19 protein-coding genes and 4 pseudogenes are annotated in these 17,842 nt (G+C 36.2%); 7 read left to right on the top strand and 16 right to left on the bottom strand.

Features of this window, described 5'->3' with window-relative positions:
- Positions 1 to 3: 3 nt before the first annotated feature.
- The 7 genes and pseudogenes from LZ575_RS05030 to LZ575_RS05005 form a co-directional block, all read right to left on the bottom strand.
- Positions 4 to 534, bottom strand: coding sequence for a hypothetical protein (locus tag LZ575_RS05030; protein ID WP_235329511.1), 531 nt, complete (start codon positions 532 to 534; stop codon positions 4 to 6).
- Between the two features lie 32 nt (positions 535 to 566).
- A pseudogene (locus LZ575_RS05025) lies at positions 567 to 1,111 on the bottom strand (RNA polymerase sigma factor).
- Positions 1,112 to 1,523: 412 nt separating this feature from the next.
- Positions 1,524 to 2,012 carry an anti-sigma factor gene (locus LZ575_RS23295; protein WP_311196090.1) on the bottom strand — a complete coding sequence of 163 codons (489 nt, stop codon included), beginning with the start codon at positions 2,010 to 2,012 and terminating at the stop codon, positions 1,524 to 1,526.
- Positions 1,990 to 2,316, bottom strand: a complete 327-nt coding sequence (locus LZ575_RS23290) for a hypothetical protein (protein ID WP_311195979.1) — start codon at positions 2,314 to 2,316, stop codon at positions 1,990 to 1,992. The genes LZ575_RS23295 and LZ575_RS23290 overlap by 23 nt, the downstream gene beginning before the upstream one ends.
- The gene (locus tag LZ575_RS05015) at positions 2,316 to 2,846 is read right to left on the bottom strand and encodes an RNA polymerase sigma factor (RefSeq protein ID WP_235329509.1); all 531 of its coding nucleotides are present in this window, start codon (positions 2,844 to 2,846) and stop codon (positions 2,316 to 2,318) included. The genes LZ575_RS23290 and LZ575_RS05015 overlap by 1 nt, the downstream gene beginning before the upstream one ends.
- Positions 2,847 to 3,030: 184 nt before the next feature.
- Positions 3,031 to 3,873, bottom strand: a complete 843-nt coding sequence (locus tag LZ575_RS05010; protein ID WP_235329507.1) for a ferritin-like domain-containing protein — start codon at positions 3,871 to 3,873, stop codon at positions 3,031 to 3,033.
- A gap of 27 nt (positions 3,874 to 3,900) precedes the next feature.
- A complete protein-coding gene (locus LZ575_RS05005) occupies positions 3,901 to 4,650 on the bottom strand; it encodes a ferritin-like domain-containing protein (protein ID WP_235329505.1) in 750 nt (249 codons plus the stop codon).
- Positions 4,651 to 4,861: 211 nt separating this feature from the next.
- Here LZ575_RS05005 and tatA point away from each other — a divergent pair, with 211 nt between their 5' ends.
- On the top strand, positions 4,862 to 5,050 hold the full coding sequence (gene tatA, locus LZ575_RS05000; RefSeq protein WP_235329503.1) for a twin-arginine translocase TatA/TatE family subunit: 189 nt from the start codon (positions 4,862 to 4,864) through the stop codon (positions 5,048 to 5,050).
- A 72-nt stretch (positions 5,051 to 5,122) separates the two neighbouring features.
- On the opposite strand, the gene LZ575_RS04995 is transcribed toward tatA, so the two are convergent.
- From LZ575_RS04995 to LZ575_RS04975, 5 genes and pseudogenes are all read right to left on the bottom strand, one after another.
- Positions 5,123 to 6,946, bottom strand: coding sequence for an ABC transporter ATP-binding protein (locus LZ575_RS04995; protein ID WP_235329501.1), 1,824 nt, complete (start codon positions 6,944 to 6,946; stop codon positions 5,123 to 5,125).
- A gap of 9 nt (positions 6,947 to 6,955) precedes the next feature.
- Positions 6,956 to 8,687, bottom strand: a pseudogene (locus LZ575_RS04990) (phospho-sugar mutase).
- Between the two features lie 48 nt (positions 8,688 to 8,735).
- Complete coding sequence (locus tag LZ575_RS04985; protein WP_235329499.1) at positions 8,736 to 9,695, bottom strand: glycosyltransferase family 2 protein; 960 nt, start codon at positions 9,693 to 9,695, stop codon at positions 8,736 to 8,738.
- A gap of 11 nt (positions 9,696 to 9,706) precedes the next feature.
- Positions 9,707 to 9,847 carry a hypothetical protein gene (locus LZ575_RS04980; protein ID WP_235329497.1) on the bottom strand — a complete coding sequence of 47 codons (141 nt, stop codon included), beginning with the start codon at positions 9,845 to 9,847 and terminating at the stop codon, positions 9,707 to 9,709.
- A 10-nt stretch (positions 9,848 to 9,857) separates the two neighbouring features.
- Positions 9,858 to 10,238, bottom strand: a complete 381-nt coding sequence (locus LZ575_RS04975; RefSeq protein WP_235329495.1) for a DUF4199 domain-containing protein — start codon at positions 10,236 to 10,238, stop codon at positions 9,858 to 9,860.
- Between the two features lie 178 nt (positions 10,239 to 10,416).
- Here LZ575_RS04975 and LZ575_RS04970 point away from each other — a divergent pair, with 178 nt between their 5' ends.
- On the top strand, positions 10,417 to 10,668 hold the full coding sequence (locus tag LZ575_RS04970) for a type B 50S ribosomal protein L31 (RefSeq protein WP_235329492.1): 252 nt from the start codon (positions 10,417 to 10,419) through the stop codon (positions 10,666 to 10,668).
- A gap of 136 nt (positions 10,669 to 10,804) precedes the next feature.
- Positions 10,805 to 11,977, top strand: coding sequence for a GlmU family protein (locus tag LZ575_RS04965; RefSeq protein WP_235329490.1), 1,173 nt, complete (start codon positions 10,805 to 10,807; stop codon positions 11,975 to 11,977).
- An 11-nt stretch (positions 11,978 to 11,988) separates the two neighbouring features.
- Here the strand turns inward: LZ575_RS04965 and LZ575_RS04960 are convergent, their stop codons facing one another.
- The gene (locus tag LZ575_RS04960) at positions 11,989 to 12,249 is read right to left on the bottom strand and encodes a hypothetical protein (RefSeq protein ID WP_235329488.1); all 261 of its coding nucleotides are present in this window, start codon (positions 12,247 to 12,249) and stop codon (positions 11,989 to 11,991) included.
- A gap of 208 nt (positions 12,250 to 12,457) precedes the next feature.
- Between LZ575_RS04960 and mtaB the strand changes: the two are divergent.
- Positions 12,458 to 13,793: pseudogene (gene mtaB, locus LZ575_RS04955) on the top strand (tRNA (N(6)-L-threonylcarbamoyladenosine(37)-C(2))-methylthiotransferase MtaB).
- On the opposite strand, the gene LZ575_RS04950 reads toward mtaB, so the two are convergent.
- A complete protein-coding gene (locus LZ575_RS04950; protein ID WP_235329486.1) occupies positions 13,790 to 14,092 on the bottom strand; it encodes an N-acetyltransferase in 303 nt (100 codons plus the stop codon). The pseudogene mtaB and the gene LZ575_RS04950 overlap by 4 nt on opposite strands.
- Positions 14,093 to 14,401: 309 nt before the next feature.
- Between LZ575_RS04950 and LZ575_RS04945 the strand changes: the two genes are divergently transcribed.
- Together LZ575_RS04945 and LZ575_RS04940 are read left to right on the top strand one after the other, a co-directional pair.
- Positions 14,402 to 15,112 carry an alpha/beta hydrolase gene (locus LZ575_RS04945; protein WP_235329484.1) on the top strand — a complete coding sequence of 237 codons (711 nt, stop codon included), beginning with the start codon at positions 14,402 to 14,404 and terminating at the stop codon, positions 15,110 to 15,112.
- Positions 15,109 to 16,065: a lytic transglycosylase domain-containing protein gene (locus LZ575_RS04940; RefSeq protein WP_235329482.1), complete on the top strand. Its 957-nt coding sequence runs from the start codon at positions 15,109 to 15,111 to the stop codon at positions 16,063 to 16,065. The genes LZ575_RS04945 and LZ575_RS04940 overlap by 4 nt, the downstream gene beginning before the upstream one ends.
- Here LZ575_RS04940 and LZ575_RS04935 read toward each other — a convergent pair whose 3' ends face one another.
- Complete coding sequence (locus tag LZ575_RS04935; RefSeq protein ID WP_235329470.1) at positions 16,066 to 16,773, bottom strand: TlpA disulfide reductase family protein; 708 nt, start codon at positions 16,771 to 16,773, stop codon at positions 16,066 to 16,068.
- Positions 16,774 to 16,910: 137 nt separating this feature from the next.
- Positions 16,911 to 17,427, bottom strand: a pseudogene (locus LZ575_RS04930) (DUF2892 domain-containing protein).
- Positions 17,428 to 17,592: 165 nt separating this feature from the next.
- Between LZ575_RS04930 and rpmH the strand changes: the two are divergent.
- Positions 17,593 to 17,751 (top strand): 50S ribosomal protein L34, encoded by a 159-nt coding sequence (gene rpmH / locus LZ575_RS04925; RefSeq protein WP_013071475.1) that lies wholly within the window; start codon positions 17,593 to 17,595, stop codon positions 17,749 to 17,751.
- Positions 17,752 to 17,842: the final 91 nt, after the last annotated feature.

Raw genomic sequence — 17,842 nt, 5'->3', positions numbered from 1 at the left:
GTTTTATTCAATTAGCAACCCGGGATCCTCAACATCCTGGCTTAAATAAATGAAAACCTCTTCATCACTAAGTGCAGAAACATTAAAATTTTCGGTAGGGTTTCCCTCTTCGGTTATGTAGGATGAGATTTCATCAAAGGTAAAATCCATATAACCATTATCTATATAGTCCTCAAGAGCAGACAGTTCTACAGAATCAATGGTATATTGAGGGGCATTATTGTTAAACAAATTGGTGGAAAGTAGCAATACAATTATAGCTGCGGCTGCTGCTGCATAATAAAAAATTTGTTGATTAAATAGGGAGTATATTTTTCCTCTTTCCTGTTCTTTAGTCACTCTTTTAAGTACCCGCTCCTCTAATTTTTCAAAATAATCCTGAGGAACAATAAAGCCAGGTGCGACTTTTAAGTTATCAACATCAATATCTTCCTGCGAGATTTTACGCATCAAATTTTCTTCAAGATCCTCAAAATAATTTTGAGGGATCCTGAATCCCGTTTTTTGCTGATATGATAACTTATTCTTTTTCATTTGTTTATTTGACTAATTTTCTTAACAATGGTTTAATGGGTTTTTAAAAATTCTTCTATTTTTTTTGCTGCTATATGATAGGAAGCTTTAAGGGCTCCTTCGCTAGTGCTTAAAATTTCTGCCATTTCCCTGTATTTTAATTCCTCAAAATACTTCATATTGAAAACCTGTTGTTGTTTCTGCGGAAGAGAGGCGATAGCTTTTTGAAGCTTCATTTGAATTTCATCTCCTTCGAAATACACATCAGATTCCAGATTATTTATCAGGTTATTCTGAAGTTCTTCTGAAGATAATTGCAACCCCCGGGATTTTTTTTGAGGAAAGTGATCGCTTCATTAGTTGCAATACGGTACATCCAGGAGTATAGTTTACTTTCCCCCTTGAAGGTATCAATGTTATTATAAATTTTAATAAATGTGTTTTGAAGAACATCATCAGCATCCTGGTGATCTTTGACAATATTCCTAAGGTGCCAGTACAAACTTTCTTTATATGTTGAAAGCAATTCCCGAAAGGCTTCATGTCTGGTTTTATGGTCCTGAAGCCTTTCTATAAGTATATCTTCCACTTTTTGCAAGGGAGTAAGTTTTAGCGGTTAAAGTTATTGAATCTTTTTAAACCTCTGCTATGGGAGAATCATTCTAATTTTGTAGGAATTTATGTAGGAATAAAACACAATTTGTCGACTAAAAACAAAAAATTAAGATTAAAAGCAATAATTTTTTGGAGAATTAGATTTTTAGCTTATCTTTGAATTATCAAAACGATTTAATCTTTTTTTGCCCCAACGAAAAAATTTAATTGAATCAAGTTTTATTTTCATTTGCCCCAAGGTGAAAATAGTTTTAAAAATGGATGAACCTACTTCATCCATTTTTTTTTGCTGAAGATCCAGAAAAATGTAAATCATTTAATTTTAGCGGAGAGGCAAAAAAAATCTCCTCACTTAATTAATAAAGGAGGAGATTTTCAAAAAAATAGTTTTTTATCTAAGACGAAATTGTTCCCAGAGCATAGAGTTTTTCTAAAGTAGGGGATTCACTTCCTCCGGCAGGCTCTAAGGTAATCCCAAAACCTTCAGAAGGTTGGGAATTTTGTAGCCTGAAGATCTTGTTTTCATCTTCTTTAAAATTTTCCAGAAGCCCCAGACTGGTAGGAGTAAGGGGACTTAATTTTAATGACCAAACCTGGTAAACCATTCCTCTGGGCGGTTCGGGAAGGTTCTTTGCATCGATAAATGTGATATTTTGCTCTTTATCCCAATAAGCAGTGGCATAAGCATCAGGAGCTATATCCTGGCCGCCAAGATCAACTTCTATAATGTTTTTATCTCTAAGCACATTCAATAATTCCTGCTTCTTTGTGACATCTCTTCGGGCATCTGCAATTTCATTTTCTATTTCGTTATTCCTTTGTTCAAGAGCCTGTAAAGATTCTTTTAAATGTTGGTTTTGATTATATAGAGCAAAAAGACCTATTAAAAAAAGGAAGCTTGCTGCCCATCCTAAATATGCTTAGCCAATTCGTTTTGCTTTGTGCCATCTTTACCACTTCTTTGCCTCCTGCACCATCCACAGGGGAAGGAGCTAATAGAGGTTTGGGATCTGATGGTGCTGCGGCTGCTGATAAACTTTGAAGTGCAGCTTCTATTTTTTCTACTTCAGCTTTAACTTCGGGGTAATCCCTGACCATACGTGTCACTTCCCGGCTTTCTGGTTCTGAAAGAGAACCATAGACGTACAATTCTAAAATTCCGGAGGATATATATTCCTGTATGTCCATTATTCTACTATATAAGCTCTTAATTTATCAATACAAATCCTGTTCCTGGTTTTAACTGTACCCAAAGGTATCTGCAGTTCTTCAGCACTCTCTTTTTGAGTAAATCCTTTAAAAAATAATAGGTCGATAAGTTTTTTACATACAGGCTCCAGAATATCCACATATTTTTGAAGACCAATGGCGTCCAGTTTTCCGGCTGTATTAGATTTAGATTCCAGGATATCGGTAAAATTTTCAGTTTTGATATTGGATCTTTTATTTTTAAAGTCTTTGGATCTTAAGCGATCAATGGAGGCATTCCTCGCTATATTAAGGATCCAGGTGAAAAATCTTCCTTTATTAAAATCGTAAGAAGATGCATTGTCCCAAATTTTCATAAAAACGTCCTGAAGGATTTCTTCTGAAACAGTTTCATCCCGGGTGATATTAAATATGATTCCATACAGGCTCCTGGAATACATTTGATAAACTTTTTCAAAAGCCTTTTCGTCACCTGCCTGAAGCTGGTAAATTAGTTGGTCTTCTTGCATTGAGGGATAATTATTTTCTAAATGTAAAGAATAATGAGCAATATCTACTGTGGTTTTTCTCAGGTAGAATTTTAAAAGGTAAACACTATTGTGCAGGAGTTTTCTTTTTGCCAAAAAGAATAATAAGAAAAGACCACCTGATTTTCACCAGGCGATCTTTCCAGCAGGTACAGAATTATGAACATTAAGAAACTATGAACAAACCTGCGATGGTAGAGGCTGTTTGCCCGTCCATAGGCTCATCATAAGCCTGTGAAACGGCAACTGCATCAAATTCTGTGGCATCTGTAAGATTTACACCGCCCTGTATAACATTTTCTTCTCCGTCGTATACGGCCTGGGTGGCTTCAGGCATTCCCGGCCCTCTGTTATCAAGGGTAATCCATCCCAGTGCATTTTGGTTGAGATCTTCACCTAATACTTTTGCTCTTAACCTCCTGATTTCGGAAGCATGTCTTGCTTCTACAGAGTGAATTTGGAGAGCAGGGGTGAGGAATGGGGTGCCCATTAGATTTCCGGCCTGCCCTTTGTAAGCACGAACACCAGTGTCTTCAAAAGCCTGGGCCAATGCAAGAAGTTGCGCGTAGGCTACTTCCTGACCTGCTCCATTTTCATTAAAGGGGTCAAACATTCCTCCTACTGTAAAATCAAATTCAGGTGAATCAATAGAATTGTCTCCCAATCCACTTTTAAGGAAGGTAACGTGTGCATTTTCATGTTTTGAAATCTGCATATAAATGGCTTCAGCTTTACTCCCTGAAGGTAATACTCCTGAGTCAAGAGCTTTCATATAAAACTCAGCTTCCAGATATTCTAAAGTTAAGGCCAGCTGTAGTGCAGACACTGCAGCATTTCCATCCTGGGCTGCAAATGCTTTTGAAGAACCTGATGCCAGGCCGAATGGTACAGCGACCATAGCTGCTTTTTTGCTCAAATTACCAAAAGTACCAAGCATTTCACGTCTTGAAGAAGTCTTACGGGTAAGATTGTCTGAAGTAAATTCGTCTAAAAATTTTATGATATTCATAATGATGTCTTTTAAGGTGATTAAAAATTATCCTGTTGGCAATTGATTTGCAGTGAATTCGGTTTTAACAAAACCCGTTTGGCCTACTGCAGTTAAAATTTCTGATGGTGATTTAGCTAGATCAAGGCCATTGGCATCTATTACATCATCCCCTGCAAAAGCTTTGGGATCTTCAAGGAATAAAGATCGAATTGCAGCGGCATGTCTGGCTTCTACTGAAACAATTTTCCCTGCCAGTACAAGGTAGCCGGGAGTTTCCAGTAAACTGCCAGCACCGTTATAAGCTGCTACACCTGTATCTTCCAAAATATTGGCCGTTCTTAAAACTGAGTTTCTACTACTAAAATCTACTGATGAAAAGTCGAATTCCAGTTCCGGTAATACTTTTGACGTATCACTACCAACTGCGCCTGTTATAGCTGCTTTAAAAAACTCTCTGTGAATCACTTCGTGCTTATAAAGATCTTCCAGTATCAATTTTTCTTCTGGAGTAGCATTCATCCAGTAAGAGCCATTAAGTACATTGGTATAAAAAGCAGCTTCCAGTTGTTCTAAAGCATAGGCATAATTTAAAATTCCCAGGTCGCCACTTCCCAGGTCAAACACGTCACCTGGGGGCATTGGATTCATCATTAAATCATCGTCGCTACTGCAGGAAAGCAAGAATCCTGAGCCTACGACTACTAAACTTCCCATTTTCAGGAATTTTCTTCGGGAATTGTTGTTTTCTTTGGGTGCAACTAATTTTGTTTGCACCTGGATTTCTGTTTTTTTCATAATTCTTATTTTGTTGTTACACCTATACCTACGCAGGAGAATGGGCAGCGGTTTTCCTGTTCTAGTTAATAATCTGTTAAAACAGAAATGAGGAGTTTTCCGAAGAAAAAATTTCAATTTAAAGTTTAATAATCAGGTGCTTTTGAAATTTAATTGTTAAACGTTCTTCTATTCCGTTCAAATAAACTTAACTTCCCAAAAAATGTCAATTATGGAAACTCTTATTTTACCCTTATTTATAGGAATGCCACAGGTGATCCTGATAGCAGTTATTTTACTTCTGATTTTTGGAGGTAAAAAGATCCCTGAACTTATGAGAGGATTGGGTAGCGGAATTAAAGAATTTAAGGATGCTACAAAAGAAGAAGAAATTAAAATTCCAGTAGAGGATAAAAAATAACTTTAAATTGAGCTGAAATAAAAAAACCTTCAAAGAGATCTTTGAAGGTTTTTCAGTTTTAGTTATAAGGTTTTATTCAAAGGACTGCATTTCTACAAGTTTTCGATAGGTACCATTATGAAGAAGTAATTCTTCGTGTTTTCCCTGTTCAACGATTTCTCCTTTATTCATAACCACAATTTTATCTGCATTTTGAATGGTGGATAACCTGTGAGCAATTACAATAGAAGTTCGATTCTTCATCATATTTTCCAATGCTTTCTGAACAAGTTTTTCGCTTTCCGTATCAAGGGCAGAGGTGGCCTCATCCAGGATCATTATCGGCGGATTTTTAAGAACAGCACGGGCAATGGAAAGCCTTTGTTTTTGACCCCCACTTAATTTATTGCCGCTGTCCCCAATATTTGTTTCCAAACCTAAGGGCAAATCTTTTACAAATTCCCAGGCGTTTGCGACTTTAAGAGCTTCTGTTATTTCTTCTTCTGTCGCGCCGGGTTTTCCCAGGGATATATTATTTTTAATAGTATCATTAAACAAAATAGAATCCTGAGTAACTAGTCCCATTTGATCCCGAAGAGATTTTTTAGTAATATTCCGTATATCAATCCCATCAATTTTAATATTCCCCTTGTTTACATCGTAAAATCTGGTAATTAGATTTGCAATAGTAGATTTTCCACTACCCGATTGACCTACAAGAGCAACAGTACTTCCTTTTGGCACATGTAAACTGAAATTTTTGAGGACTGGCTCATCCTCATACATAAAGGATACATTTTCTATATCTACAGCATTTCCAAAAGTATTGATCTCCTTAGCATCGGGAGAATTAGTAATTGAAGGCTCTGTTTCCAGCACATCCAAAATTCTTTCAGCAGCGGCATTTCCTTTTTTCACACTGTAGGAAGCTTTGGAAATTTGTTTTGCAGGGGTAAGAATATTATAAGAGAGCGCCAGGAAAGCAATAAAAGCAGCAGCATCCAGAGTGCCTTCTACGAGTACCATATTTCCTCCAAACCAAAGTATTACCACGATAACAAAAATCCCAAGGAATTCACTGGCAGGTGAAGCCAGATTTTGTCTGTTCACCAGGCTGTTTAAAATGGTATTCAACCTGTTGGTAGAATCCTCAAATTTCTTTTGAAAACTTTCTTCAGCATTAAATCCTTTAACAATTTTTAGGCTGGAGAGGGTTTCTTCTACTATTGACAGAAAATGCCCATTTTCTTCCTGGGCTTTATGAGATTGGCTTTTAAGTTTTTTACCTATAATTGAAATAAGAAAACCCGATACGGGTAAAAACACGAATACAAAGATGGTAAGTTTCGCACTTATAGTCAACATTGCGATGATGGTGAAAATTATGAGTAGCGGTTCTCTAACAATTAATTCCAGGATGGAAAGGAAAGAAAACTGGACTTCGTTCACATCGGCCGTTATTCTGGAAATTGTATCACCTTTTTTCTTTTCAGAAAAATAGGAAATGGGTAAAGAAAGAATCTTCTTGTATATAGCATTTCTTAGATCCCGTAGAACACCATTGCGTAAAAAAGTAAGAAAAAATGCAGCTAAATATCCAAAAAGATTTTTCAGAAAAAAAAGTAGTACGACTATTCCACAAACAAACACGAGTGCAGAGACTTCATCCTGTGCAACCCTCTGGCTTATATCATAATTAAATATACCTTCATAATATTCAGGAGCATCTCTCCAGCCACTCCATACCTGCTTTTGTACAACTCTTTCCTCGGGGTCTACCAGGATCCTAATTACTGGAATAAGTGCTATAAAGGATAGCGTGCTAAAAAGAGCATATAAAATGTTACAAATAATATTGAGGACTGCGAACCTCTTATATGGTTTCGCAAATTCAAGAATTTTTCTGAAATACGTCATTAAGTATTGTTAATCTACCTTTAGATCTTTTTTAATTCTTAAGATCTTTTCAGCCAGTTGCCCGTTAATTTCCTCATACTGTTCTACAGCTTTAAGCTCATCGCTTATACTTATATAAAACTTGATCTTTGGCTCTGTACCACTGGGCCTTGCCGCAACTTTTGTTCCGGCTTCGGTGTAATAAATAAGCACATTAGATTTGGGAATGTCTATGGAAGCTTCTGTATTGTCCTGGAGATTTTTTGAAACTGAAGATTGATAGTCTTCGATAAGTACAACTTTTTCTCCATCAATCTCTTTAAGTGGCTGCTCCCTTAGATCGATCATCATCTGCTTTATTTCTGCTTCCCCTTCAATTCCTTTTTTGACAAGGGAAATTAGTTCCTCCCTGTAAAGATCATATTCAACATATAGTTCCAGGAGTTTTTGATAGACAGAGCTTCCCTGGGCTTTCATTTGAGCGGCAATTTCACAGGCAAGAAGGGTAGACGTAGCTGCATCCTTATCCCTTACAAAATCACCTACCATATATCCAAAACTTTCTTCACCACCACCAATGAAATTTAATTGTGGGTTGTCTTTTATAAGCTTGGCTATCCATTTAAATCCAGTTAGAACCTCAAGGTATTGAGCGCCATAATCTTCAGTAATACTTTTTAGCATTGGAGTAGAAACTATGGTGGAAGCAACAAAGGTATCTTTGTTTAATTTGTTTTGCTTTTTCCATTGCTCCAGGAGGAACCAACTCATTATGATCATGGTTTGGTTTCCATTGAGAAGAATGAGTTTTCCTTCCAGATCTCTTACTGCAATTCCCAATCGGTCTGCATCTGGATCTGTACCAATCACTATATCGGCATTTTTTTCTTCGGCAAGTTTCATAGCCATTTCCATGGCTTCAGGCTCTTCGGGATTTGGAGATTTTACGGTGGGAAAATTTCCATCAGGTTTTTCCTGTTCTTTTACCAGGAAAACATTTTTATATCCGGCTTTCTCAAGAATATCGGGATTAGTGGTAATCGAGGTACCGTGAAGGGAGGTAAAAACAATATTTAAATTGTCTTTAGCTTCAGAAGAAGTATTAAAACTTCCATTTTTTACAGAAGCTTCAATAAAAGCCTTATCTACTTCCTCTCCAATATATTCTATAAGATCATCGTTGGTGTTGTAATTTATTTCAGAAAAATCTATACTTTCTATTTCATTAATTATTCTGCTGTCCATAGGAGGAACTAACTGTCCTCCATCCTGCCAATATACTTTATATCCATTATATTCCGGCGGATTATGGCTTGCAGTAAGAACTATTCCGCAGTGACAATTGAGATGTCGAACAGCAAACGAAAGCTCGGGAGTAGGTCTAAGTTCTGAAAACAGATATACTTTTATTCCATTGGCAGAAAAAACATTTGCCACTACCTGGGCCAGCTCTTTACTGTTGTTCCTGCAGTCGTAAGCTATAACGACCTTTTGTTGCTCATCAGGAAACTCTTTTTTCAGGATATTTGAAATACCCTGAGAATTACGACCGAGAGTATATTTATTTATTCTATTTGGTCCAACCCCCATAATGCCACGCATTCCACTAAGTACCAAAAGCCGCATTTTTATAAAAACTTTCTTCCAGTTCTTTTGGATGATTCTCAATGAGGTTATTTACTTCCTGTTGAGTCTCAGTATCAAAATGATCAGAGAGCCATGCTTTAGCTTTTGTAAGTATTTCCGATTTTATCTGTGTCATAGCTTAGAAAATTAGAGAAACAAAAATAATCATTTAAGCTGAAAGCGCTTAATTTATCCCGGTTGTTTTGCTAATGAGGTAACGGTCTTTTTCTCTCTTACTTCTCAAAATTAACTCTCCAAGAAAACCTGCGAGAAATAATTGAGTACCTATTACCATTAAAGTGAGGGAAATATAAAACCACGGGTTCTGAGTAACAAGAATGTTAGGCAGGCCGTGATAAAGTTTGTATAGTTTGGAAAGACCTATCCAGGCAGCAGCAATAAAACCGAAGAAAAACATTAAAACTCCCAGGGCACCGAAAAGGTGCATAGGTCTTTTTCCAAATTTTGATAAAAACCAAATGCTTATAAGATCGAGAAAGCCGTTAATAAAACGTTCAATTCCAAACTTGGTTTTACCATATTTTCTTGCCTGGTGTTTAACCTCTTTTTCAGTTATTTTTGAAAATCCTGCATTTTTTGCAAGTACAGGAATATACCTGTGCATCTCTCCATATACATCGATATTTTTAATCACCTCGCGGCGGTAAGCTTTTAGGCCGCAGTTAAAGTCATGGAGTTTTACACCCGATGTTTTTCTTGCGGCTGCATTGAAGAGTTTGGAAGGTAAATTTTTGGTGAGAACAGAATCATAACGTTTCTTTTTCCACCCTGAGACCAAATCGAATTTTTGTTTGTTTATTAGGTCATAAAGCTCAGGAATTTCATCGGGATTATCCTGGAGGTCTGCATCCATTGTAATAACAACATCTCCCTGGGCGGCAAGAAAACTAGCGTGGAGAGCCTGGGATTTACCATAATTTCGATTAAACTTTATTCCTTTAACCGAAGGATCTTCTGCCGAAATATGATTTATTATCTTCCAGGAACCATCTGTACTGCCGTCATCTATAAATATGATCTCGTAAGAATAAGAATTGGATTGCATCACCGATACAATCCAATTATATAACTCTTGTAAAGATTCCTCCTCGTTTAGCAGGGGAATAACTATAGATAATTGCATTAAATTTTAATTTACGCGCTATAAGGATTTTCTTTTTTCATTGCAAGACCAGCAAGGAGGGAATAAATCAAGCCAAAAAATGCACTCATGGCAATAAAAATAGCTCCTCCCAAAAATGGATTGGACATCCATCTTATCCACCCCAGGCTCATTTCTATCTGTTCATCTGTTAGAGTGCTTAGTTTCTGCCATTTGGTTTCTGGCAATTTCTATCATTTGTTCGGCAAACTCCGGTTCAATTAAATAGTTAAAGATAAGATTATAGATAAGAAATAATATACCACTTATTACTCCTATAGAAACTCCAACTTTTAATGCTTCACTTAAACTTAAAAAGGAATTATTCTCTTTTTTATATGCCCTTATTCCTAAGATTATTAAAACGGGGAATAGAACATAATATACATACATGGGCCACTGTGCTCCTTCATAGGCTAAGCCTGTGACATACATTATCACGGAAATAAGAATGAGAATGAAGCCTAATATAATGCCATAATTTGCGCCAATCTTTCCTGGCGATACTGTAGTAGTTTTTTCCATTTGTTAAAGTAATTTGGTTATATGGCGTTAGTAGGCAAATATAGGAAAACGTTACATACAGCAGCTTTAATTGTACAAAAGCGGTTCGCTTAAAATTTTTGGGTATAAATAGTTGTTTTTTATTAAAAATGCTTAAATTTGCCACTCGAAAAAACGAACAAGATTAAAGATTAAAGAGATGAAGCAGGGAATCCATCCGGAAAATTATAGATTGGTAGCATTTAAAGACATGTCTAACGAAGAGGTGTTTATTACAAAATCTACCGCGAACACTAAAGAAACTATTGAAGTTGAAGGACAAGAATATCCATTGGTAAAAATGGAAATTTCAAGAACCTCTCATCCTTTCTATACTGGTAAATCTAAATTATTGGATACTGCAGGTAGAATTGACAAGTTCAAGAACAAATATTCTAAGTTCAAGAAATAAGAATTTAGTGACATAGATTATTACGCCTTCATTTATTGGAGGCTTTTTTTATTTTATTTTTTGAAAAGGTGCTGAATAAGGTGATGCTGTAATTTTTTCTTTTTTCCTTGTACCTTAACCCTCTAAAAAGTAATACATGAATTTTATTTTATTTGACGGTTCGGTAAGAAAACAGTTATTACCCTTTACCTTTACCCGTCCCGTAGCTGATATTCGCGTAGGTATACTTACAATTCGCGAAAAGTGGGAGCGCTGGCTGGGTTCTACGACATCTACTGTTACCGAGGATTATCTTTCTCATAAATGGCCCCTGGTGGAAATGAGTGAGAACATCATGATAAATGCTTCCTTTCTTCCCACTCCTGAATTAGTAGCACAAATAGAATCTCTCGAAGAGGGGCAGGCTATCTTTTTCGACGAGGAAGTTGTTGCATTTTACACACTCGAAGATCAGGAAGTTAATTTTGAGGAATATCTACAACTTGAACTTTCGGGGGATCCTTTAAGAATAGAGCACACCTGGGATATTTTTTCTAAAAATGGAGAAGCACTTACGGCAGATTTTGAATTAATTACCGCTAACCGGAATAGTTGTACAATTCCTTCCTCAAATAATGTTTTGGCAGCAGAAAATATTTTTATAGAAGAAGGCGCCAAGGTAGAATTTTGTATCCTAAATGCTTCAACAGGTCCAATTTATATAGGAGCAAAAACCGAAATAATGGAAGGTTCTCTAATTAGGGGACCTTTTGCTCTGGGTGAAAGTTCTGTAGTTAAAATGGGTGCGAAAATTTATGGGCCCACCACGGTTGGACCTTTTTCAAAAGTAGGAGGGGAGATTACTAATTCGGTTATTTTTGGTAATTCTAATAAAAGTCATGAAGGATACCTGGGAAATTCAGTTCTTGGGGAGTGGTGTAATTTGGGAGCCGATACTAATACTTCTAATTTGAAGAATAACTATGCAGTGGTGAAACTTTGGGATTACGAGACAGAAAAATTTGCGTCTACAGGTCTTCAATTCTGCGGATTAATGATGGGAGATCACAGTAAATGTTCTATTAATACCATGTTCAATACGGGTACAGTAGTGGGCGTGAGTGCAAACATTTTTGGAAGTGGGTTTCCACGTAATTTTATTCCTAGTTTTAGCTGGGGAGGTAGTGGAGGTATAACTACTTATAAGACGTCTAAAGCTTTTGAAGTTGCCGAAATTGTTTTAAACCGAAGAAATCTTCTGTTCTCTAATGAAGATAAAGAAATTCTGGAACAGGTTTTTGAGGATACCAAAAAATGGAGACGGGAGTAAGAACTGAAATTTCAGAATAAAATATTCAATAGCCCAAAGCAGAAAATTACAAAAAAGACAAAGAAGAAAGCAACAATCTTTACCTGTCTTTGCTTATGTTCTTTTTGAAGCCGGGTTCTAAGTTGTTCAAGCTCCTCCTTTGTGGGCGTTACATGACTTTTCACTCCCTCATCTAAAAGAGATTCTCCGGGAAGAACTCCTATTTTACGCTTTCTGCTTCTTTTATTGTTCTTCAGGCTTACAATTGCGCCAATAACACTTCCAAAACTCATCTCTTCAATGTTTGACGGAAGATAAGAGTTTTAAATCTAAAAGGAGAATTCAGGCTATCCTGGAAAAAGAAGTTTTGAGCTAATGCTTCTAATACTTTCGGTTTTAAAAGAGAATTTTAGTTGGTACCTTTGCATCTTCAAAAACAATGAAGTAGGAGCAGAAAGAACTATTCACAGGTGTTACTGTAACTATTTCTGAAGAAGAATTATGGAGAGTTTAAAAAAAGTTGCCTTTTATACCCTTGGCTGTAAACTGAATTTTTCAGAAACGTCTACTATTGCCCGTTCTTTTAAAGATGAAGGTTTTACCAGAGTAGATTTTTCAGAAAAAGCTGATATATATGTTATCAATACCTGCTCAGTCACAGAAAATGCTGATAAGAGATTTAAAAGTATTGTAAAGCAGGCGCAGAAGGTAAATGAAGATGCCTTTGTTATAGCAATAGGCTGCTATGCCCAGTTAAAACCTGAGGAATTAGCCGATGTTGAAGGAGTTGATTTGGTTTTAGGTGCTACCGAGAAATTTAAGATTACCCACTACCTGAATGATCTTGTGAAGCACGAGTCTGTACAAATTCATTCCTGTGAAATTGAAGATGCCGACTTTTATGTGGGTTCTTACTCTTTTGGCGACCGTACCAGAGCTTTTTTAAAAGTTCAGGATGGTTGTGATTATAAATGTACCTACTGTACAATTCCTTTGGCTCGAGGAATTTCGAGAAGCGATAAACTGGAAAACGTTCTTCAAAACGCTTCAACGATTTCAGAAAAAGGAATTAAGGAAATTGTATTGACCGGAGTTAATATAGGAGATTACGGGAAAGGGGAATTTGGAAATAAAAAGCATGAACATACTTTTCTCGACCTGGTAAGGGCATTGGATGAAGTAGAAGGAATTGAGAGACTAAGGATTTCGTCTATAGAACCAAATTTGCTTAAAAACGAGACTATTGAATTCGTGGCTAAGCAGTAACAGTTTTGTGCCTCACTTTCATATTCCCTTACAGAGTGGAAGCAATGATATCCTAAAGTTGATGAAACGCCGATACATGAGAGAATTATATGTAGACCGGGTAGCCAGGATCAAGTCTACTATGCCTCATGCCTGTATAGGAGTAGACATAATAGTAGGCTTCCCGGGAGAAACTGATGAAAAGTTTTTAGAGACCTACAATTTCCTGAACGACCTGGATATTTCCTATTTACATGTTTTCACGTATTCTGAAAGGGATAATACACCTGCTGCTATTATGGACGAGGTTGTGCCCCTAAAAGTCAGAAAAAAGCGCAGTAAAATGTTAAGAGGTTTATCAGCTAAAAAACGTCGTGCTTTTTATGAAAGCCAATTAGGAACAGCTCAAACCGTTTTATTTGAAGGTGAAAACAAAGAAGGTTATATTCATGGTTTCACCGGGAATTACGTGAAAGTAAAAACTCCCTGGAATCCTTCTCTTGTTAATACCTTGCATCAAATAGAGCTATCTAATATAGATGAAGACGGTATTGTACGCTTTAAATATTTAGAACCAGCAGTGGCAGTTTAAATGTTTATGCCAACAGGAAGAAGGTCTTTATACTTTCTTCTGTTCTTGCGCATAAATTTTGCAATCTCAGGACTGGTTGGTACTACCCTGTCCGTCCCTTCCTGGATTTTGCTTAGTAAAGTAGAAAGGAAATTTTCAAGATAACCTTCCTCCCTTAAATCTTCAGACATAGAAAGTTTGGTGAGGAATATTTTTCGTTCCTGTTGAGAATATTCCACAGTGACAAGTTCGTCTTTTATGACAGTTTCAAACTGTCTCAAGAATTCATTGTTGGTAATTACCATATCATCATCTATCATCGTTCTGATTTTTTAATTTAACAATTTCACTATTGGCTAAGTCTGAATCCAAAATGTGCAGGTGCAGAAATGATATCCAATAAAAAAGGAAATCCAAAAAAGATGCTCCGGGATCAAGACCTACTCCAAAAATTTTTTAGTGAGATACACAAAGTTAATGCTTTAATTCGCAATAAGCAATCTAACTTCCTGTTCATCATTGAAATGTAAGGATTCTCTTTTTTCTCTCTGTATTTTAGTCTCTCTGTAAAAATTGAATTATTTTTGGAAAGAGGCTTCTTCGGCGTAAATAACCTGCAATTATTTTATATGTTAGTAAATCAGGAAAAGATCCATGTTTATTTTATGCCCGGACTGGCAACAGATCGATCGATATTTGAAAACATTAAATTACCCCGGGATCAATTTGAAGTACACTACCTGGAGTGGATAATTCCTTTTAAGGATGAGAGTCTTAAGGAGTATGTAGAGAGATTAAAACCTTATGTAAAACATGATAATTGTGTTTTAATTGGAGTTTCCTTTGGAGGAGTTATAGTACAGGAACTAAGCAATTACATAAAACTCCAAAGACTCATTATCATTTCCAGCGTGAAGTGCAGAGAGGAGCTTCCAAGAAGGATGAAATTTGCAGCTAAAACTGGCTCCTTCAAATTATTACCCACAAGCCTCTTAGATTATCTGGATTATATTGAAAAACTTCCGCTAAATCAATTTCTGAAGAAGAGGGCACGTTTATATAATAAATATCTTGCTATTAGAAACAGGATCTATTTAAGTTGGGCAATTGAAAAAATGGTTCTTTGGGATTGTGAGAAAGCAAGGGAAAATGTAATCCATATTCATGGAGACAAGGATATGGTTTTTCCTTACAAATACATTAAAGGTTGTATTACGGTTAAGGGAGGAACTCATATTATGATAATAAACAGGTTTAAGTGGTTCAACCGCTACTTGCCCGAAATAATTTTACACGGAAAAATTTTAGACAAAAAGACAACAAAAAAGGTAGAGCAATGAAGTTATTAAAGATTATGTTGATGAGTATTGGACTTATTACCATTTGTGCCCTTAGCATCCAGGCCGTACAGCAAACTCCTGCAGCAAAAAGTACAACAGAGAAAATTCAAGAAAGGGATGAGGAAGGAAAAGTTACGAAAGATTATAATATTTATGCTTTACCCATGCCTGATGATCTGAATTTTGCAGGTGAGCCTGTTCCTTTAGATAATCCGGATATTTATGAAAGAATGGACAAGGAACTGCTTGTCAATACCTACTGGCAATCAAATGCATTATTGTTGATGAAACGGGCTAATAAATATTTTCCTGTTATAGAGCCTATTTTAAAAGAGAAGGGAGTACCAGATGATCTTAAATACATTGCTGTTATAGAAAGCAGTCTTACCCAGGCAGTCTCCCCGGCAAGAGCCACCGGGTTCTGGCAAATAATGGAGGGAACGGGCAAGGATTATAAGCTGGAAATTAACAGTAATGTGGATGAAAGGTACCATATTGAAAAAGCTACAAGAGTTGCTGCGGATTATCTTAAAAAATCAAAAGAAAAATTTGGAAGCTGGACATTGGCGGCTGCGGCCTATAATGCGGGGAATGCCGGAATTTCAAGGCAATTGGAGAGGCAGGATGTGAATGATTATTACGATTTATTGCTGGGGGAAGAGACAGGGAGGTATGTTTTCAGGATACTTGCATTGAAAGAAATTATGAAAGATCCGTACAAGTATGGATTCCATTACGAGGAAAAGGACCTTTATAAGCATATCCCTACTTATACAGTAGAAATTTCCTCTCCAGTTACGGATTTTGCAGGATTTGCAAAAGAGCATGGAATCAACTACAAAATCCTTAAACTTCACAATCCCTGGCTAAGAGAAGCACATTTGGATAATAACTCAGGTAAGAAGTATAAAATTGAAATCCCACAAAAGGGATATTATAATGTAGGAATGTAATTAGTTGGAGGCTACAGGACTGGCGGGTAAGTCATATCCTTTTATACCGAGCAAATGATTGGCAATACCGTCGTAAATAGAGTTGTAATTCGCATCTAAAGATTCTTCAAAACTTTTACCGTAGTAATGGGTTACGCCTCTCCTTATATTCAGAATTTTTTTGTTTCCATCTAAAAGAAAAGTTGTAGGAAGCCCCAGGGAATGTTTTAGGATACTAATAACGAAGGGATTCTTATTCTGTAGCTCATCCACATAAACAACAGTTATAGCTTTATTGTATGCCCTTGCAGCTTCTTTAGCAGCTTTTTGATCATCCCAGAATAAAACAACGAAATTTATTTGGGCACTGTATTTTTTGGCCAGTTCATTCAGAGCCGGGATCTCACCTTTGGAAGTTACGCACCAGGTTGCATATGTAATTAAATATAACGGTTTTTTAAACTCGTATAGGGAAGTGATTTTACCTTTAAGAGTAAAGAATTTGAAATTGTCCATATAGCTGCCGCTAAGCTGAAAGTTAACCAGAGAATCAAATAGTTCTCTTCCTCTTTCAAAATCTCTGTAAAAATAGGCGTCTTTCGCCTTCTTCTCATATTTGGGAAGATGCACAGCAAGAGCTTCAGTGAAAAAGATCCTCTCTTCTTCCTGTTGGGCTGAGGCTTTAAAAACCAATAATAATGTAAAAATTAGAAGTAAAATTCTTACCATTCAATGCATTTAACATTATAAATACAAATTTACTAAATGATAAAAGGTGTAAGAAAATTATTCGTTAAAATGCAGATATCCAGGGTAAAAAGCAGGTAATTTTATAAATTTTTAACTTTTTGTAAAGAAAATATTATCTAAATTTTCTTCATCTGCTGTTTCATCATCTGGATTTGTTCTTTCAGCATCCCGTGCTTATCCAGTTTTTTTGCTTCCACAAGAAGATTTTGGGCTTCTCGTTTCCGTCTCTTTGTCATTGCTATACCCGCCAGATTTAATTTAGCCATAGCCAAATCCTGATCCATTGAAAGTCCCAGTTTAATAGCTTTTTTAAAATATTTTTCGGCTTTTGTAATATTTGTTTGGGAAAGCATAAGTCCGTGCAGGTACCAGTAATAGCCTTGTTGTTTTTGAGTAAGTGCAGCTTCAGGATCCTTAATTTTGTCCAGCCATTTTTTAGCGCCGGGGAAATCCTGTTTTCTTAGCCTTAAAAAAGCCATCAGGATCATTTCGTTCTTGTAATACAGAAAGATGAAAATGAGTGAAAGCAGAATAAACATGATCCCGTTACCTATGTTTCCGAGGTAAAACTGCCAGATAGCAATGGCTACTATTACACTAAGCTAAAACTAATTTGATATTCTTATTGAACATGATGCCTTTATTTACAGGCGGCAAAGGTAATAAAAACAATTAAAATTATTTTTATTTAGTTTTTGCAAGAGATAAAAGTCTTTGTATATTTGCCCGCAGTTTTAAAAGAAGGTTTAGAACTAATTTAACTAAGGTTTCCACAGGAGATATAAAGAGATAATTAAAATGAAAAGAACGTTTCAGCCATCTAAAAGAAAAAGAAAAAATAAGCACGGTTTCAGAGAACGAATGGCCAGTGTGAACGGAAGAAAGGTATTAGCAAGAAGAAGAGCTAAAGGTAGAAAGAAATTATCTGTATCTTCAGAAAACAGACATAAGCACTAGTGAAAATTAGTCTCAAAATAATAAGGTGTTACTTTTTGAAGTAACGCCTTTTTTTATACCTAAACGCTTCCTATTTTTAACGGAATATAAT

The sequence above is a fragment of the Antarcticibacterium sp. 1MA-6-2 genome (assembly GCF_021535135.1).
In the GTDB taxonomy this organism is placed as follows: Bacteria; Bacteroidota; Bacteroidia; order Flavobacteriales; family Flavobacteriaceae; genus Gillisia.
Note: the sequence above shows the minus strand (reverse complement) of the source record. Positions and strands in the feature narration are given on the sequence as shown.

What these genes read in the sequence shown, in the direction of transcription:
- LZ575_RS04980 (WP_235329497.1), bottom strand. Translation starts at nt 9,847, where the DNA reads ATGAGCCTGGGGTGGATAAGATGGATGTCCAATCCATTTTTGGGAGGA.
- LZ575_RS04975 (WP_235329495.1), bottom strand. Translation starts at nt 10,238, where the DNA reads ATGGAAAAAACTACTACAGTATCGCCAGGAAAGATTGGCGCAAATTAT.
- LZ575_RS04965 (WP_235329490.1), top strand. Translation starts at nt 10,805, where the DNA reads ATGAATTTTATTTTATTTGACGGTTCGGTAAGAAAACAGTTATTACCC.
- LZ575_RS05005 (WP_235329505.1), bottom strand. Translation starts at nt 4,650, where the DNA reads ATGAAAAAAACAGAAATCCAGGTGCAAACAAAATTAGTTGCACCCAAA.
- tatA (WP_235329503.1), top strand. Translation starts at nt 4,862, where the DNA reads ATGGAAACTCTTATTTTACCCTTATTTATAGGAATGCCACAGGTGATC.
- LZ575_RS04940 (WP_235329482.1), top strand. Translation starts at nt 15,109, where the DNA reads ATGAAGTTATTAAAGATTATGTTGATGAGTATTGGACTTATTACCATT.
- LZ575_RS04935 (WP_235329470.1), bottom strand. Translation starts at nt 16,773, where the DNA reads ATGGTAAGAATTTTACTTCTAATTTTTACATTATTATTGGTTTTTAAA.
- LZ575_RS23290 (WP_311195979.1), bottom strand. Translation starts at nt 2,316, where the DNA reads ATGGACATACAGGAATATATATCCTCCGGAATTTTAGAATTGTACGTC.
- LZ575_RS05010 (WP_235329507.1), bottom strand. Translation starts at nt 3,873, where the DNA reads ATGAATATCATAAAATTTTTAGACGAATTTACTTCAGACAATCTTACC.
- LZ575_RS04960 (WP_235329488.1), bottom strand. Translation starts at nt 12,249, where the DNA reads ATGAGTTTTGGAAGTGTTATTGGCGCAATTGTAAGCCTGAAGAACAAT.
- LZ575_RS04985 (WP_235329499.1), bottom strand. Translation starts at nt 9,695, where the DNA reads ATGCAATTATCTATAGTTATTCCCCTGCTAAACGAGGAGGAATCTTTA.
- rpmH (WP_013071475.1), top strand. Translation starts at nt 17,593, where the DNA reads ATGAAAAGAACGTTTCAGCCATCTAAAAGAAAAAGAAAAAATAAGCAC.
- LZ575_RS04950 (WP_235329486.1), bottom strand. Translation starts at nt 14,092, where the DNA reads ATGATAGATGATGATATGGTAATTACCAACAATGAATTCTTGAGACAG.
- LZ575_RS05030 (WP_235329511.1), bottom strand. Translation starts at nt 534, where the DNA reads ATGAAAAAGAATAAGTTATCATATCAGCAAAAAACGGGATTCAGGATC.
- LZ575_RS05015 (WP_235329509.1), bottom strand. Translation starts at nt 2,846, where the DNA reads ATGCAAGAAGACCAACTAATTTACCAGCTTCAGGCAGGTGACGAAAAG.
- LZ575_RS04995 (WP_235329501.1), bottom strand. Translation starts at nt 6,946, where the DNA reads ATGACGTATTTCAGAAAAATTCTTGAATTTGCGAAACCATATAAGAGG.
- LZ575_RS04970 (WP_235329492.1), top strand. Translation starts at nt 10,417, where the DNA reads ATGAAGCAGGGAATCCATCCGGAAAATTATAGATTGGTAGCATTTAAA.
- LZ575_RS04945 (WP_235329484.1), top strand. Translation starts at nt 14,402, where the DNA reads ATGTTAGTAAATCAGGAAAAGATCCATGTTTATTTTATGCCCGGACTG.